The following is a 16,967-nucleotide window of genomic DNA, read 5'->3' as shown; positions in this document are numbered from 1 at the left end:
TATAGGGTTCTATTTGGTGTAATGCATGATTCTCCAGGGGGCTTGGTGGTTCCCGACTGGGTATGGGCCGCTTCATTCATGAGCAGGACATCGGACGCGCGGCCGGGTTGATCAGAGAATCCCTGCTTCGGCCAGCGTTTTGGGCGGTTGCTCAGTCTCGATGAGTGCTCCATTATCTGAACCAGCGAAAGCAGCCAATTTTCGGGTCAGCAGGAGAATCAATGAGCACGCAATCCTACGTCGGTTCAGCAGTGGCAGAACGTCTTGCGCAAACCCGCGCCTTGATGAGCCGGGAGCACATCGATGCCTATCTGGTGCCGTCGGCGGATCCGCACCTTTCCGAATACTTGCCCGGTTACTGGCAGGGCCGGCAATGGCTGTCAGGTTTTCACGGTTCAGTCGGTACGTTGATCATCACCCAGGATTTTGCGGGCATATGGGCTGACAGTCGTTACTGGGAGCAGGCAACCAAAGAGCTCGCAGGTAGCGGCATAGAGCTGGTCAAGCTGTTACCTGGCCAGCAAGGCCCGCTTGAATGGCTGGCTGATCAGGCCAAGGCTGAGACCGTGGTTGCCGTTGATGGCGCAGTTCTCGCTGTTGCTTCTTCTCGTACTCTGGCCAGCAAGCTCTACGAGCGCGGCGCTCGCCTGCGGACCGACATCGATCTGCTCATCGAACTGTGGGCGGACCGGCCGGTCTTGCCGACTCACCCGATTTACGAGCATCTGCCTCCGCAGGCTTCGCTGACTCGTGGCGAGAAGCTGACACGCGTCCGTCAGATCATGCTCGAGCGCAAGGCTGACTGGCACTTTATCGCCACGCTGGATGATATTGCCTGGCTGTTTAATCTGCGCGGCGCAGACGTGTCCTACAATCCGGTGTTCATCTCCTTCGCATTGATCGGTCCGCAAAGTGTGACGCTGTTTGTCGATGCCAGGAAGGTCCCGGAGGGCGTGCGTACCAGTCTCGAACGCGACGGTATCAACCTGCTGGATTACACGCGAATCGGCGCGGCCTTGCGTGAGTTGCCCAAAGACGCTCGACTGCTGGTGGATCCGGCGCGTGTGACATGTGGGTTGCTCGATTATCTGGACAGCGAAGTGATGCTGGTCGAGGGACTGAACCCGAGCACACTGCTGAAATCGCAGAAAACCGAGGTGGATGCGGATCATATTCGCCATGCAATGGAGCAGGACGGCGCGGCGCTCTGTGAATTCTTTGCCTGGCTGGATGGCGCGTTGGGGAAAGAGCCCGTCAGCGAGCTGACAATCGATGAAATGCTCACTCAGGCGCGGGAGCGTCGCCCGGATTATGTGTCGCCCAGCTTTGCGACCATTGCGGGTTTCAATGCCAACGGCGCGATGCCGCATTACCGCGCGACCGAAGCAGAGCATTCCCTGATCGAGGGGGATGGCTTGTTGCTGATAGATTCGGGCGGTCAGTACCTTGGCGGCACCACTGATATCACGCGCATGGTCGCAATAGGTACGCCGAGCGTCGAACAGAAGCAGGACTGCGCGCGAGTCCTCAAGGGGGTCATTGCGCTGTCGCGCACTCATTTTCCGAAGGGCATTCTGTCTCCGTTGCTGGACGCTATCGCTCGCGCGCCGATCTGGAGCGACGGCGTCAACTATGGCCACGGTACGGGGCATGGCGTAGGGTATTTTCTGAATGTTCACGAGGGGCCGCAGGTCATTGCCTATCAGGCGCCGGCGACACCTCAGACAGCCATGCTGCCTGGCATGATCACGTCCATCGAGCCCGGGACCTATCGCCCGGGTCGCTGGGGCGTACGTATCGAAAACCTGGTGATCAATCAGGTGGCTGCCACGACCGAGTTCGGCGATTTTCTGCGTTTTGAAACCCTGACGCTTTGCCCGATCGATACCCGCTGCATTGAGGTATCGATGCTGAACGAGGAAGAGCGCAACTGGCTGAATGACTACCACGCGCAGGTCCGAGGTCGATTGAGCCCATTGCTTGACGGTGCTGCACTTGCCTGGCTGCAGGCCCGCACAGTCGCAATCTGAGCAGGGCTGCCCGATGTCGCTGGTTCAGTCCTGCGGCACCGGGTTGTTCAGGGGCGTGTTCTTCTTACAGACGATAATCATGCTGCGGCTTGTGTAGCCCGCCGGGTTCAGACCAAAGGGGTAGTCTTCCGGTTCTTCGGTGACATCCCCTGACTTGGCTATGACCTTGAAGGTTCGTGATGCACAGGCATTCGTTGCCAGCTCATAACATTTCGCCCAGGAAGAGGTGAGACCCGAGCAGTTGATATGGATGCCGCGTTTGCCCGGCATTACCGGCTTGGAAGTAGCGGCACAACCTGCCACTGCTAACATGGCCAGTGCGATAAAAGTGTATTTCATTCCTTTCCTTAGCGGGCCATTACTGATCGCGATCCACCTGAATCGCTGCATCATGGATCGGTAAAAGCGTTGTCCGGTTTCTCGAAAATGTAGCAGTCAGGTGTAAACATGGCGCATGCGCGTGACAAATGCTAGTGCCATTGCGTTTCTCGTCTGCTGGCGCGTTCAATCTGCGGGCACCAACTGAGGTTTGGCATTTGCCGAGCTCAGGGTCGCCCCGATCGACGCAAAAATGATTGCGCCGATCGCCAGCCATTGAGTCAGTGAAAGATCCTCATGAAGGAATATCAGGCCTGACAGCGCTGCAAATACCGGTTCCAGGCTTGCCAGTGTGCCGAACGTGCGCGCCGACATGCGTGTCAGCGCGATCATCTCCAGACTGTAGGGGAGGGCGGTCGATAATATCGCGACGCCCAGCGCGGCGGGTATCAATGAAATATCCAGCAATGCACTGCCAGCGTGTATCACACCGATCGGTCCGATAAACAGTGCGGCAATCATGACGCCAAGCGCGGCGGTCTGAACACCATTGTCTGCGCCGGCCTTCTGGCCGAACACTATATAAGCTGCCCAGCAGACGCCTGCCCCGAGCGCGTAGCAAGCGCCCACCAGATCGACCGCAGCATCCGAGTTGCCCAAAGGGATCAACAGCAACAGGCCGATGACGGCAAGTGTCACCCATAGAAAGTCGATGGGTTTGCGCGATGACAGCAAGGCCACCGCCAGTGGGCCGGTGAATTCCAGTGCAACAGCTATTCCCAGAGGCACCGTCTGCAATGACATATAGAAGAGGAAATTCATGCAGCCCAGCGCAATGCCGTAGATCACGACAGTGCGCAACGACTTTGCAGTCAGGCTCGCTCGCCACGGACGAAGGATGACAAGCAGGATCAGGCTCGCGAATACCAGCCTGAGCGTCGTGGTTCCTTGAGCGCCTACAACCGGAAAAAGGCTCTTTGCCAATGATGCGCCGCTTTGAATCGACACCATGGCAATGATCAGTAGTCCCAAGGGAAAGAGGGCTGAGAGGATATTGTTGGATTTGTAAGGCATTTCGGTTCTGCGTCCTTGGGGTGCTGCGCTCTGGGGGCTGACATGATGAGGAATAAATGATATCTGAGCAATATATTGCTCAGGTGGCGCTTTCCTTTCTATATAGCTGGTCACAGGGCGTGTTGAAATGGGGAATTAGAGAGATTTGAGAATTAACGGTTGACGCCCTCTGTGATCTGTCTATAATTCGCCCCACTTCCGGCGCAGACGGAAACGAAAAAGCCTTGTAGATCAATAGGTTACAAGGCTTTGGAGTGAAGAGTCAGCGAGGAGTAGGTCGAGTCTGCAGTGATCGACAGCGGTGAGAAAAAAGAGTTTGACACGCGGTTGTAACGCTGTAGAATTCGCCTCCCGCTGAAGAGCAACTGAAGAGTTGATCGAAGCGCAAGTGGTTGAAGTTGCAAAGGAAACTTTGAAAGCTTCTGAAAATAACCGCTTGACAGATACAAGAGACGCTGTAGAATGCGCGCCTCGGTTGAGACGAAAGATCTTAACCACCCGCTCTTTAACAACTGAATCAAGCAATTCGTGTGGGTGCTTGTGGTGTCAGACTGAAGTCAACAGATTATCAGCAACCCAAGTTACTCCGCGAGAAATCAACGATGTAACCAACGATTGCTGAGCCAAGTTTAGGGTTTTCTCAAAACCCAGTTAGATGTTTGAACTGAAGAGTTTGATCATGGCTCAGATTGAACGCTGGCGGCAGGCCTAACACATGCAAGTCGAGCGGCAGCACGGGTACTTGTACCTGGTGGCGAGCGGCGGACGGGTGAGTAATGCCTAGGAATCTGCCTGGTAGTGGGGGATAACGTTCGGAAACGGACGCTAATACCGCATACGTCCTACGGGAGAAAGCAGGGGACCTTCGGGCCTTGCGCTATCAGATGAGCCTAGGTCGGATTAGCTAGTTGGTGAGGTAATGGCTCACCAAGGCGACGATCCGTAACTGGTCTGAGAGGATGATCAGTCACACTGGAACTGAGACACGGTCCAGACTCCTACGGGAGGCAGCAGTGGGGAATATTGGACAATGGGCGAAAGCCTGATCCAGCCATGCCGCGTGTGTGAAGAAGGTCTTCGGATTGTAAAGCACTTTAAGTTGGGAGGAAGGGCATTTACCTAATACGTAAGTGTTTTGACGTTACCGACAGAATAAGCACCGGCTAACTCTGTGCCAGCAGCCGCGGTAATACAGAGGGTGCAAGCGTTAATCGGAATTACTGGGCGTAAAGCGCGCGTAGGTGGTTTGTTAAGTTGAATGTGAAATCCCCGGGCTCAACCTGGGAACTGCATCCAAAACTGGCAGGCTAGAGTATGGTAGAGGGTGGTGGAATTTCCTGTGTAGCGGTGAAATGCGTAGATATAGGAAGGAACACCAGTGGCGAAGGCGACCACCTGGACTGATACTGACACTGAGGTGCGAAAGCGTGGGGAGCAAACAGGATTAGATACCCTGGTAGTCCACGCCGTAAACGATGTCAACTAGCCGTTGGGAGCCTTGAGCTCTTAGTGGCGCAGCTAACGCATTAAGTTGACCGCCTGGGGAGTACGGCCGCAAGGTTAAAACTCAAATGAATTGACGGGGGCCCGCACAAGCGGTGGAGCATGTGGTTTAATTCGAAGCAACGCGAAGAACCTTACCAGGCCTTGACATCCAATGAATCCTTTAGAGATAGAGGAGTGCCTTCGGGAGCATTGAGACAGGTGCTGCATGGCTGTCGTCAGCTCGTGTCGTGAGATGTTGGGTTAAGTCCCGTAACGAGCGCAACCCTTGTCCTTAGTTACCAGCACGTTAAGGTGGGCACTCTAAGGAGACTGCCGGTGACAAACCGGAGGAAGGTGGGGATGACGTCAAGTCATCATGGCCCTTACGGCCTGGGCTACACACGTGCTACAATGGTCGGTACAGAGGGTTGCCAAGCCGCGAGGTGGAGCTAATCTCACAAAACCGATCGTAGTCCGGATCGCAGTCTGCAACTCGACTGCGTGAAGTCGGAATCGCTAGTAATCGCGAATCAGAATGTCGCGGTGAATACGTTCCCGGGCCTTGTACACACCGCCCGTCACACCATGGGAGTGGGTTGCACCAGAAGTAGCTAGTCTAACCTTCGGGGGGACGGTTACCACGGTGTGATTCATGACTGGGGTGAAGTCGTAACAAGGTAGCCGTAGGGGAACCTGCGGCTGGATCACCTCCTTAATCGACGACTCAGCTGCACCATAAGCACCCACACGAATTGCTTGATTCATTGAAGAAGACGATTAGAAGCAGCGCCCGAGTTCGGGTCTGTAGCTCAGTTGGTTAGAGCGCACCCCTGATAAGGGTGAGGTCGGCAGTTCGAATCTGCCCAGACCCACCAGTTTACTGGTGAGATAGCTGGTCAGAGCAGACGCCTCCACGGTATGTAGAAATACGGGGCCATAGCTCAGCTGGGAGAGCGCCTGCCTTGCACGCAGGAGGTCAGCGGTTCGATCCCGCTTGGCTCCACCACTTACTGCTTCTGTTTGAAAGCTTAGAAATGAGCATTCCACCCCGAGAGATAGAAGGGTGCGTGAATGTTGATTTCTAGTCTTTGATTAGATCGTTCTTTAAAAATTTGGGTATGTGATAGAAAGAAATATAGACCGGGCACCTCTTTCACTGGTGCGTGTCCGGGCTAAGGTAAAGTTTGTGAAATGCAAACTTTCGGCGAATGTCGTCTTCACAGTATAACCAGATTGCTTGGGGTTATATGGTCAAGTGAAGAAGCGCATACGGTGGATGCCTTGGCAGTCAGAGGCGATGAAAGACGTGGTAGCCTGCGAAAAGCTTCGGGGAGTCGGCAAACAGACTGTGATCCGGAGATGTCTGAATGGGGGAACCCAGCCATCATAAGATGGTTATCTTACGCTGAATACATAGGCGTAAGAGGCGAACCAGGGGAACTGAAACATCTAAGTACCCTGAGGAAAAGAAATCAACCGAGATTCCCTTAGTAGTGGCGAGCGAACGGGGACCAGCCCTTAAGTTGCATTGAGATTAGCGGAACACTCTGGAAAGGGTGGCCATAGTGGGTGATAGCCCTGTACGCGAAAATCCCTTTGCAATGAAATCGAGTAGGACGGGGCACGAGAAACCTTGTCTGAATATGGGGGGACCATCCTCCAAGGCTAAATACTACTGACTGACCGATAGTGAACCAGTACCGTGAGGGAAAGGCGAAAAGAACCGCGGAGAGCGGAGTGAAATAGATCCTGAAACCGTATGCGTACAAGCAGTGGGAGCCCACATTGTTGGGTGACTGCGTACCTTTTGTATAATGGGTCAGCGACTTATTTTCAGTGGCGAGCTTAACCGAATAGGGGAGGCGTAGCGAAAGCGAGTCTTAATAGGGCGTCTAGTCGCTGGGAATAGACCCGAAACCGGGCGATCTATCCATGGGCAGGTTGAAGGTTGGGTAACACTAACTGGAGGACCGAACCGACTACCGTTGAAAAGTTAGCGGATGACCTGTGGATCGGAGTGAAAGGCTAATCAAGCTCGGAGATAGCTGGTTCTCCTCGAAAGCTATTTAGGTAGCGCCTCATGTATCACTGTAGGGGGTAGAGCACTGTTTCGGCTAGGGGGTCATCCCGACTTACCAAACCGATGCAAACTCCGAATACCTACAAGTGCCGAGCATGGGAGACACACGGCGGGTGCTAACGTCCGTCGTGAAAAGGGAAACAACCCAGACCGTCAGCTAAGGTCCCAAAGTCATGGTTAAGTGGGAAACGATGTGGGAAGGCTTAGACAGCTAGGAGGTTGGCTTAGAAGCAGCCACCCTTTAAAGAAAGCGTAATAGCTCACTAGTCGAGTCGGCCTGCGCGGAAGATGTAACGGGGCTCAAACCATGCACCGAAGCTACGGGTATCATCTTTTGATGATGCGGTAGAGGAGCGTTCTGTAAGCCTGTGAAGGTGAGTTGAGAAGCTTGCTGGAGGTATCAGAAGTGCGAATGCTGACATGAGTAACGACAATGGGTGTGAAAAACACCCACGCCGAAAGACCAAGGTTTCCTGCGCAACGTTAATCGACGCAGGGTTAGTCGGTCCCTAAGGCGAGGCTGAAAAGCGTAGTCGATGGAAAACAGGTTAATATTCCTGTACTTCTGGTTATTGCGATGGAGGGACGGAGAAGGCTAGGCCAGCCTGGCGTTGGTTGTCCAGGTTTAAGGTGGTAGGCTGAGATCTTAGGTAAATCCGGGATCTTAAGGCCGAGAGCTGATGACGAGTGTTCTTTTAGAACACGAAGTGGTTGATGCCATGCTTCCAAGAAAAGCTTCTAAGCTTCAGGTAACCAGGAACCGTACCCCAAACCGACACAGGTGGTTGGGTAGAGAATACCAAGGCGCTTGAGAGAACTCGGGTGAAGGAACTAGGCAAAATGGCACCGTAACTTCGGGAGAAGGTGCGCCGGTGAGGGTGAAGCATTTACTGCGTAAGCCCACGCCGGTCGAAGATACCAGGCCGCTGCGACTGTTTATTAAAAACACAGCACTCTGCAAACACGAAAGTGGACGTATAGGGTGTGACGCCTGCCCGGTGCCGGAAGGTTAATTGATGGGGTTAGCGCAAGCGAAGCTCTTGATCGAAGCCCCGGTAAACGGCGGCCGTAACTATAACGGTCCTAAGGTAGCGAAATTCCTTGTCGGGTAAGTTCCGACCTGCACGAATGGCGTAACGATGGCGGCGCTGTCTCCACCCGAGACTCAGTGAAATTGAAATCGCTGTGAAGATGCAGTGTATCCGCGGCTAGACGGAAAGACCCCGTGAACCTTTACTATAGCTTTGCACTGGACTTTGAATTTGCTTGTGTAGGATAGGTGGGAGGCTTTGAAGCGTGGACGCCAGTTCGCGTGGAGCCAACCTTGAAATACCACCCTGGCAACTTTGAGGTTCTAACTCAGGTCCGTTATCCGGATCGAGGACAGTGTATGGTGGGTAGTTTGACTGGGGCGGTCTCCTCCTAAAGAGTAACGGAGGAGTACGAAGGTGCGCTCAGACCGGTCGGAAATCGGTCGTAGAGTATAAAGGCAAAAGCGCGCTTGACTGCGAGACAGACACGTCGAGCAGGTACGAAAGTAGGTCTTAGTGATCCGGTGGTTCTGTATGGAAGGGCCATCGCTCAACGGATAAAAGGTACTCCGGGGATAACAGGCTGATACCGCCCAAGAGTTCATATCGACGGCGGTGTTTGGCACCTCGATGTCGGCTCATCACATCCTGGGGCTGAAGCCGGTCCCAAGGGTATGGCTGTTCGCCATTTAAAGTGGTACGCGAGCTGGGTTTAGAACGTCGTGAGACAGTTCGGTCCCTATCTGCCGTGGACGTTTGAGATTTGAGAGGGGCTGCTCCTAGTACGAGAGGACCGGAGTGGACGAACCTCTGGTGTTCCGGTTGTCACGCCAGTGGCATTGCCGGGTAGCTATGTTCGGAAAAGATAACCGCTGAAAGCATCTAAGCGGGAAACTTGCCTCAAGATGAGATCTCACTGGAACCTTGAGTTCCCTGAAGGGCCGTCGAAGACTACGACGTTGATAGGTTGGGTGTGTAAGCGCTGTGAGGCGTTGAGCTAACCAATACTAATTGCCCGTGAGGCTTGACCATATAACACCCAAGCAATTTGCGTCGAACGACCAGATTGCGGTGACTGTGAAGATGACACGAACCGAAAGTTTGCGTCACAAGCGACACCTGAATAACCGACTGTCACATACCCGATTTGCTGAAGCGCGCCGTATGGCACGACTCGGTACCCGAATTTCTTGACGACCATAGAGCATTGGAACCACCTGATCCCATCCCGAACTCAGCAGTGAAACGATGTATCGCCGATGGTAGTGTGGGGTTTCCCCATGTGAGAGTAGGTCATCGTCAAGATTGAATTCCAGAAACCCTCATCGCTCACGCGTTGAGGGTTTTTGTTTTTATGGCGTTCGTCAAATTTCACTCCGCGCCAGCCTTTGACTTTGTATGTATGAAGCTCAGTGGGAAAATCCTGGTAGTGCCCGTGCTCTAATTGCAGGCATAAAAAAACCACCGGCAAGGTGGTTTTTACGTTTGGTGCAGATCAATCTCCGCGATACTCACAGCCACTGGTGCAGGTCTCGTGAATGCGGATGGCCGAAAGCTCAGGTAGCAACGGTTTCAATTCATCCCAGATCCACTTCGCAAGATTTTCGCTGGTCGGGTTTTCCAAGCCTGGAATGTCATTCAGATAATGGTGGTCAAGGCGCTCGTAAAGCGGCTTGAAGATGGCTTTGATTTCGGAGAAATCTCGAATCCAGCCAGTATGCGGGTCTACCTTGCCGGCCAGGTGAATACCGACTCGAAATGAATGACCGTGCAGACGTCCGCATTTATGCCCCTCAGGAACGTTGGGGAGGAGATGTGCTGACTCAAACGTAAACTCTTTGAAGATTTCCACTGTGTATTGGCCCCGAAAAATGGCGATCGCAGACGCGATAAATGCAGGCGGCAAGTTTAACAGCAATGGTCCGAAACTCCATGCAACCAAAAAAATGACGACGCCTTAAAAAGTGATGGCACTCGGCCAGATCTATTCAGCTTGAGTTAAGTTGCGCCAGTTAAGGTGAGCACCATAAAAGCATCGACGGCTATGGACTCCCATTAATAATGAAAACGCTGACGAACCTTGCGTCGCTTATCACTCTTGCTCTGGTTTCTTCGGCCAGTCAGGCGCAAGGTGTTGATCCGCTTGAGGTGCTGCGTCTCAGTGATGCGGGCACGCTCCAGTCAAGCGAAAAGCTTGATGCCAAGGCCTTAAGCAAGCACCCAGGCGCGAGCATTATTGGCACTCAGATCAAGAACATCTACGGCAGGTACGTTTACAATGTCGAGCTGCGCGATGCGCAGGATATTGAGTGGGACCTCGAAATAGACGCCGCCACAGGCCAGGTCTACCGGAATCATCAGGACAACTAATGAATGTCGACAAGCATCTCTGTGCCATCCTTGGTTTGAGCCTGATCTGCTCCTTAGCGCTTGCCAGAGATTTGAATCAGGATGAAGCGCTCAGTTTGCGTCAGCGCGGAGTGATTCTGCCGCTTGAACAGTTCATCGAACGAGCGATGGGGCTGCACCCCGGTTCGCGTTTGCTGGAAGCCGAGCTTGAAGAGAAAAACAATAGGTACGTTTACGAGTTCGAGCTGCTGACTCCGCAGGGTGTTGTGCGAGAGCTCAAGTTCGATGCACGCGACAGCAGTCAGTTACTGAAAGACGAGGATGATTGATGCGCCTGCTACTGGTTGAAGACCATGTTCCCCTCGCCGACGAGCTGCTTGCTGCCTTGGGCAGGCAAGGTTACGCAGTCGATTGGCTGGCTGACGGACGTGATGCGGTGTATCAGGGGGCCAGTGAGCCGTACGACCTCATAGTTCTGGATCTGGGTTTGCCTGGGATGTCGGGGCTTGAGGTATTACAGCAATGGCGTGGCAAAGGTCTGGCGACTCCGGTACTGATCCTGACGGCGCGGGGCTCTTGGTCAGAGCGAATAGAAGGATTGAAGGCCGGTGCCGACGATTACCTGACCAAGCCTTTTCATCCTGAAGAGCTGCAACTGCGTATTCAGGCCCTGTTGCGTCGCTCGCATGGTCTGGCCAACCAGCCAACGCTTGAATCCGCAGGTCTTAATCTGGATGAAGGTCGGCAATGCGTCAGCCGCGATGGTGTTGATATCCAGCTTACGTCCGCAGAGTTTCGCCTTTTACGCTATTTCATGCTTCACCCTGGGCAGATTCTCTCCAAAAGCCATCTGTCCGAGCATTTGTATGACGGTGAAAACGAGCGTGACTCGAATGTCATCGAAGTCCACGTCAATCATCTGAGGCGCAAGCTGGGTCGTGCGGTCATAGAGACACGTCGCGGGCAAGGCTACCTTTACGGCGGAGCCGGAGGTTGAAGTCCATACAGCGACGTTTGAGCCTCGGCCTGATCGCTGTCATGGTGGTCGTTGGTCTGGTGATGGCGCAGACCAGTCTCTGGCTGTTTGAAGTGGGTCTGCAACGTTACCTGGAATCGGGCCTGCGTAACCAAAGCGAGAACCTTCTGGTAGCGTTGGTTCGCGGCCCCGCCGGACTGCAACTCGACGATCATCGCTTATCAGGGGCCTATCAGCGTCCTTTGTCCGGCCATTATTTTCGTATGGACCTGCCGCAAGGGCACTGGCGATCCCGGTCATTGTGGGATTTCGAGCTTCCTCAACCTGGTGTGGGTCTGCATGCCAATCTTGAGCTAGGCAAAACTGGACAGTCACTGTTGATGCTGACCAGCGAATATCGCAAGTTCGGCCAGCAGATTTCCATCACTGTCGCGCAGGACTACACCCCGGTAAGGGCAAGCTTTCGCCTCATGCAGCAGATCGGGCTAGGGCTCGGGCTCGCAGCGCTGATTCTTGTGCTTGTACTGCAGCGCATTACCGTGCGAAGGGCACTGCGTCCGCTGGAAACCGTTCGAGAGCAGATATCCCAGCTCCAGCAGGGCCAGCGTTCCCAGCTGGATAATCAGGTACCTCTTGAGCTCGAGCCTCTGGTCGCCCAGATCAACCACCTGCTTGCGCACACCGAGGACAGTCTGAAGCGTTCACGCAACGCGTTGGGGAATCTGGGGCACGCTCTGAAGACGCCGCTTGCCGTTCTCCTCAGCCTTGCCTTGAGCGGGGAGCTCGATGCCAATCCTGCGTTGCGCAAGACGCTCCAGGAGCAACTGGAAAACATCCGTCTGCGTCTTGAGCGTGAGCTCAATCGAGCACGCCTTTCCGGCGATGCGCTGCCGGGTGCTCGTTTTGATTGTGATGCAGAGTTGCCCGGGTTGTTTTCTACCCTGGGGATGATCCACGGTGCTCACCTGCAGTTGCTCAATGACGTCGAGCCAGGCATGTACCTGCCTTGGGATCGGGAGGATATTCTGGAGCTGCTGGGCAATCTGCTGGACAACGCCTGCAAGTGGGCCGACAGCGAAGTACGATTAGGTATCTTGCGTCAGAATCATGGCTTCTGCCTGTTGATCGACGACGATGGGCCCGGCATTCCCGAATCTCAGCGTGCAGAGGTATTCAGTCGTGGGGCTCGTCTGGACGAGCAGATCACGGGTCACGGGCTGGGGCTGGGCATCGTGCGCGACATCGTTGAAGCGTGGGGCGGTCAGCTGCAGTTGCTGGAGAGCCCTGCCGGGGGGCTTCGCGTACGTATCGAACTGCCTGAGCGCACGGCACCCTGAGCAGTCCACCTTGACTGGTCGGGCCGCAGCATAAAACCTTGTTGGAGGTTGTTGCCTTGCGATCATATTGCCTGCATGAGATGGCACTCGTACGTTCATGTGCTGACTAAGCTCTAGACCGCGCGCAAGGCGCGGTTTACTGACATGGACAGGACATGAACGAAACCACGTTGCAATACAAAACCCTTATTCTGCTATTGGTGCTGGTGAGCATTGCCTTCATCTGGATTCTGCTGCCGTTTTATGGTGCGGTGTTCTGGGCGGTTATTCTCGGAATCATTTTTGCGCCAGTACAGCGCAGGCTGCAGATCAAGTTTAACTGGTCACGCAATCTCACCTCCCTGTGTACCCTGACGATCTGTCTGGTGATTGCGATTCTTCCGGTGATCGTCATCAGCGCCTTGCTGGTTCAGGAAGGCACCACACTGTACAAAAACGTCGAAACCGGACAGCTGGATATTGCTGGCTACCTGGCCGAATTCAAGGACCTGCTGCCACACTCGATTCAGGCATTGCTCGACCGTCTGGGCATGGGCGATCTTGAAGGGCTGCGCGACAAGATCACCAAAGGTGCGATGCAGGGCAGTCAGTATCTTGCAACCCAGGCTTTCAGCTTCGGGCAGGGCACGTTCGATTTCGTGGTGAGCGTCTTCATCATGCTTTATCTGTTGTATTTCTTTCTGCGCGACGGGCAGGAACTGGTACGCAAGATACGCACTGCCTTCCCGCTGGGCGAACAACAGAAGCGTCGTTTGCAGCTCAAATTCACCCGAGTGGTACGTGCCACAGTGAAAGGCAACGTGGTGGTCGCGGTGACACAGGGCATGCTGGGAGGCTTCATCTTCTGGGCGCTGGATATTCCAAGCGCATTGCTCTGGGCCGTGATCATGGCCTTTCTGTCGCTTTTGCCGGCAGTCGGCGCGGGAATTGTCTGGGCTCCAGTAGCTGTCTACTTCCTGCTCAGCGGCATGATCTGGCAAGGCGTGATTCTGGGGTTGTTCGGTGTATTCGTCATCGGACTGGTGGACAACGTGTTGCGCCCGGTTCTGGTTGGCAAGGACACCAAGATGCCGGACTACCTGATCCTGATTTCTACTCTGGGCGGCATGTCGGTCTTTGGTCTGAATGGCTTTGTGATAGGGCCTCTGATCGCTGCGCTATTCATCTCCAGCTGGGGACTGTTCAGCGGAGCCAAAAAGACGGTAAAGCTGCCGGGCTAATTCTCGGAGGCAAAAAAAACCCTGCTCTAGCAGGGTTTTTTGTTTCCGGATGATCAGCCTGCGAAGTGCAAGCCGGCATTGACCACCAGGTCCAGCAGCGGTTGCGGGTAAACACCCAGTGCAAACGTCAGGATCGCCACAGCCAGCAGCATTACGCCACCTGTGCGCTGTGCCCAGTTGATTGCAGCGTCGTGACGCGGCATCTTGTTGTCGACCAGATACATGGTCACCATCACGCGCAGGTAGTAGAACAGACCGATAGCGCTACCGATTACCAGCGCCCCGACCAGCCACCACAGTTGCGACTCGACGCCGGTTGCCATGATGTAGAACTTGCCGATGAAACCGGCAGTGAGCGGGATGCCGGCCAGCGACAGCATCATCAGGGTCATGACTGCCGTCAGATAAGGACGACGCCAGAACAGACCACGGTATTCGAACATCGCATCGGCATCACGCCCGCTGTAAGGCGAGGACATCATGGTGATCACACCGAAGCTGCCCAGCGATGTCAGGACGTAGGTCGCCAGATAGACGCCAATGGCTTCGACTGCCATACCTTTGCTGGCTACCAGCGCGATCATCAGGTAACCGAAGTGTGCGATGGACGAGTAGCCCAGCAGACGCTTGAGGTTGGTCTGAGTCAATGCCAGCAGGTTACCGACCAGAATGGACGCTACTGCAATCACTGCCAGTACGTCATGCAGCACGCCGCTGCTCGCAGCCGGGGAAATCTGGAACAGACGCACCAGCACTGCGAACACGGCGACCTTGCTCGCTGTGGCCAGAAACGCAGCGACAGGGGCGGGTGCGCCTTCGTAAACGTCCGGGGTCCACAGGTGGAAAGGTACCAGCGACAGTTTGAAGGCAAGCCCCACAACCATCATGCCCAGGCCCAGGCTGGCGATCGGGCTGGGCATGCCTGTAGCTGCAATAGCCTTGCCGATGCCTTCAAAGCTCAGAGAACCCGCTTCTGCGTATAACAACGCCATGCCGAACAGCAGGAAAGCCGACCCGGCTGCCGATAGCACCATGTACTTGATGCCGCCTTCCAGCGAGCGCTTGTTGAAGAAGGCATAAGCCACCAGGCCATAGACCGGCACCGACAGCAGCTCCAGGCCGATGAACAGGCCAGCCAGATGCTGAGCACTGACCAGCACCAGGCCGCCGGCAGCTGCCAGCAGGATCAGCAGGTAAAGTTCTTCGCGGTTGCCCGGATAGCCTGCCTTGCCGTCGCCCAGATAAGCGTGCGCCATCGTTACGCAAGCCAGAGTAGAGGCGAGGATGATCGCCATATACAGACAGGCAAAGTTGTCGATGTGCAGCAGCGGTGTCACCACCAGCGGGGCAACTTTCAGTGCCGGGTAAATCGACAGCAGCGCCAGGTTGAGGCCTGCTACCGACAGCAGGAACGTTTGTGAGTGATTGCGGCGCCATGCAATCGCCAACATCACCACTACAACGGTGAGGCTGGTGATCAGCAGTGGCGCAAGCGCAATAAAGTGTTGAATCGTCAGGTCCATAGCGCTCTTACCGGGCCGAAGCGAGTTGAGTGAAGGCAGTGCCTAGCCATTGCTGCACGCCGTGCATGGTTGCTGCCGAGGTATCGAGGAACGGCTGCGGGAAAACCCCGAGCACGATCAGCAACACGGCAAGGCCCAGCACCATGATCATTTCCCGTCCGTCCATGCCTTTCAGAACCTCGTCGGATTTCGACGGGCCGAAGTAGGCGCGGTGGATCATGATCAGCGAGTAGACAGAACCAAACACCAGGCCGGAAGTGGCAATTGCCGTGATCCATGGCGAACTGGCGAAACTGCCCAGCAGGATCAGGAACTCACCGACGAAGTTACCAGTGCCGGGCAGACCCAGAGAGGCAGCCGCGAAGAACAGACTGATCGCCGGTATGTAAGCGATGCGTGACCACAGGCCACCCATTTCTCGCATATCCCGAGTGTGCATACGTTCGTACAACTGGCCACTGAGAATGAACAGGGCAGCAGCTGACAGACCATGCGCAATCATCTGTATCAGCACGCCTTGCAACGCCTGCTGGCTGCCCGAGTAGATACCGATCAGCACGAAGCCCATGTGCGACACACTGGAAAATGCGATGAGACGCTTGATATCGGTCTGGGCGAAAGCCAGGAATGCGCCGTAGAAGATACCGACCAGACCCAGGCCCATCGCAATCGGCGCGAATTCGGCCGATGCATTGGGGAAAAGTGGCAGGGCGAAGCGCAGCAGGCCGTAGGCAGCGGTTTTCAGCAGGATACCGGCAAGGTCGACGGAACCGGCAGTCGGTGCCTGTGCATGCGCATCCGGCAGCCAGGAGTGCAGTGGCACCACCGGCAGCTTCACCGCGAAAGCAATGAAGAAGCCCAGCATCAGGATGTACTCGGTACCTGGCGCCAGCTTGGTCTTCAACAGGTCGGCGTAGGCAAAGGTGATCACGCCGGTCTGGTTGAAATGCACCAGCACCAGACCAAGGATCGCCACCAGCATGATCAGACCGCTGGCCTGGGTGAAGATGAAGAACTTGGTCGCTGCGTAGATCCGGGTCTTCTTGCCGTCTGATGAGCTATGGCCCCACAGTGCGATGAGGAAATACATCGGCACCAGCATCATTTCCCAGAAGAAGAAGAACATGAACAGGTCGATGGCCAGGAACACGCCGACGACACCACCCAGAATCCACATCAGGTTAAGGTGGAAGAAGCCCACCTTGCGCTGGATTTCCTTCCACGAGCACAGCACCGACAGAACGCCGAGCAGGCCGGTCAACAGAATCATCAGCAGCGAAAGGCCGTCGAGTGCCAGGTGCACGTCGATGCCGAAGCGGGTGATCCACGGGTGGTGGAATTCCAGGGTCCAGGTCGGATCGGCACCAGGCACCGGCGCGTAGCCGAAGTTGCCGGTTGCCCACAGCCAGAGGCCGAGAACCAGTTCGAGGGTCATTGTCAGTAGCGCGATCCAGCGCGGCAGGGTAGAGCCGAAGCGCTCACCCAGCCAGCACAGCAGGCCGCCGATAAAGGGGATCAGGATTAGCCAAGGCAGAATCATGACG

The 16,967-nt window shown here is 55.1% G+C and carries 11 protein-coding genes, 2 tRNA genes and 3 rRNA genes; 11 read left to right on the top strand and 5 right to left on the bottom strand.

From position 1 onward, the window contains the following. The first annotated feature begins 221 nt into the window (after positions 1-221). Positions 222-2,030 carry an aminopeptidase P family protein gene (locus POR16_RS14650; protein ID WP_005890596.1) on the top strand — a complete coding sequence of 603 codons (1,809 nt, stop codon included), beginning with the start codon at positions 222-224 and terminating at the stop codon, positions 2,028-2,030. 24 nt (positions 2,031-2,054) lie between these two features. Here POR16_RS14650 and POR16_RS14645 read toward each other — a convergent pair whose 3' ends face one another. Further along, entirely contained in the window at positions 2,055-2,369 is a 315-nt protein-coding gene (locus tag POR16_RS14645; protein WP_005890597.1) for a hypothetical protein, read from the bottom strand. Between the two features lie 165 nt (positions 2,370-2,534). Continuing rightward, positions 2,535-3,422 carry a threonine/homoserine exporter RhtA gene (gene rhtA / locus POR16_RS14640; RefSeq protein WP_024670977.1) on the bottom strand — a complete coding sequence of 296 codons (888 nt, stop codon included), beginning with the start codon at positions 3,420-3,422 and terminating at the stop codon, positions 2,535-2,537. 661 nt (positions 3,423-4,083) lie between these two features. On the opposite strand from rhtA, the gene POR16_RS14630 reads away from it, so the two are divergent. The 5 genes from POR16_RS14630 (at position 4,084) to rrf (ending at position 9,323) form a co-directional block, all read left to right on the top strand. Next, positions 4,084-5,622, top strand: a 16S ribosomal RNA gene (locus POR16_RS14630). An 83-nt stretch (positions 5,623-5,705) separates the two neighbouring features. After that, positions 5,706-5,782, top strand: a tRNA-Ile gene (locus tag POR16_RS14625). Positions 5,783-5,837: 55 nt separating this feature from the next. Continuing rightward, positions 5,838-5,913: transfer RNA gene (locus POR16_RS14620), tRNA-Ala, on the top strand. Between the two features lie 243 nt (positions 5,914-6,156). Continuing rightward, positions 6,157-9,050: ribosomal RNA gene (locus tag POR16_RS14615) — 23S ribosomal RNA — on the top strand. 157 nt (positions 9,051-9,207) lie between these two features. Further along, positions 9,208-9,323: ribosomal RNA gene (rrf, locus tag POR16_RS14610) — 5S ribosomal RNA — on the top strand. The 16S, 23S and 5S rRNA genes sit together here with 2 tRNA genes alongside, the layout of an rRNA operon. A 190-nt stretch (positions 9,324-9,513) precedes the next feature. Here the strand turns inward: rrf and queD are convergent. Further along, entirely contained in the window at positions 9,514-9,870 is a 357-nt protein-coding gene (gene queD, locus POR16_RS14605) for a 6-carboxytetrahydropterin synthase QueD (protein ID WP_005886646.1), read from the bottom strand. Positions 9,871-10,079: 209 nt separating this feature from the next. On the opposite strand from queD, the gene POR16_RS14600 reads away from it, so the two are divergent. The 5 genes from POR16_RS14600 to POR16_RS14580 all read left to right on the top strand — a co-directional run bounded on the left by POR16_RS14600 (position 10,080) and on the right by POR16_RS14580 (position 13,900). Beyond that, positions 10,080-10,388 carry a PepSY domain-containing protein gene (locus POR16_RS14600; RefSeq protein WP_005886648.1) on the top strand — a complete coding sequence of 103 codons (309 nt, stop codon included), beginning with the start codon at positions 10,080-10,082 and terminating at the stop codon, positions 10,386-10,388. Next, positions 10,388-10,696: a PepSY domain-containing protein gene (locus POR16_RS14595; RefSeq protein WP_005886650.1), complete on the top strand. Its 309-nt coding sequence runs from the start codon at positions 10,388-10,390 to the stop codon at positions 10,694-10,696. Before POR16_RS14600 ends, POR16_RS14595 begins: the two co-directional genes overlap by 1 nt. Continuing rightward, positions 10,696-11,364, top strand: a complete 669-nt coding sequence (locus POR16_RS14590) for a response regulator transcription factor (RefSeq protein ID WP_005886652.1) — start codon at positions 10,696-10,698, stop codon at positions 11,362-11,364. The genes POR16_RS14595 and POR16_RS14590 overlap by 1 nt, the downstream gene beginning before the upstream one ends. Next, complete coding sequence (locus POR16_RS14585; RefSeq protein ID WP_005886654.1) at positions 11,361-12,680, top strand: ATP-binding protein; 1,320 nt, start codon at positions 11,361-11,363, stop codon at positions 12,678-12,680. Before POR16_RS14590 ends, POR16_RS14585 begins: the two co-directional genes overlap by 4 nt. Before the next feature lie 155 nt (positions 12,681-12,835). Next, complete coding sequence (locus POR16_RS14580) at positions 12,836-13,900, top strand: AI-2E family transporter (RefSeq protein ID WP_005886656.1); 1,065 nt, start codon at positions 12,836-12,838, stop codon at positions 13,898-13,900. Positions 13,901-13,953: 53 nt separating this feature from the next. Here POR16_RS14580 and nuoN read toward each other — a convergent pair whose 3' ends face one another. Together nuoN and nuoM are read right to left on the bottom strand one after the other, a co-directional pair. After that, positions 13,954-15,423, bottom strand: a complete 1,470-nt coding sequence (gene nuoN, locus POR16_RS14575) for an NADH-quinone oxidoreductase subunit NuoN (protein ID WP_005886657.1) — start codon at positions 15,421-15,423, stop codon at positions 13,954-13,956. Between the two features lie 7 nt (positions 15,424-15,430). Beyond that, positions 15,431-16,963: an NADH-quinone oxidoreductase subunit M gene (gene nuoM, locus POR16_RS14570; RefSeq protein WP_005886659.1), complete on the bottom strand. Its 1,533-nt coding sequence runs from the start codon at positions 16,961-16,963 to the stop codon at positions 15,431-15,433. Positions 16,964-16,967: the final 4 nt, after the last annotated feature.

Source organism: Pseudomonas coronafaciens pv. oryzae str. 1_6 (genome assembly GCF_000156995.2).
Lineage (GTDB): Bacteria > Pseudomonadota > Gammaproteobacteria > Pseudomonadales > Pseudomonadaceae > Aquipseudomonas > Aquipseudomonas tremae.
This window is presented reverse-complemented; position numbering and strand designations above follow the sequence as displayed.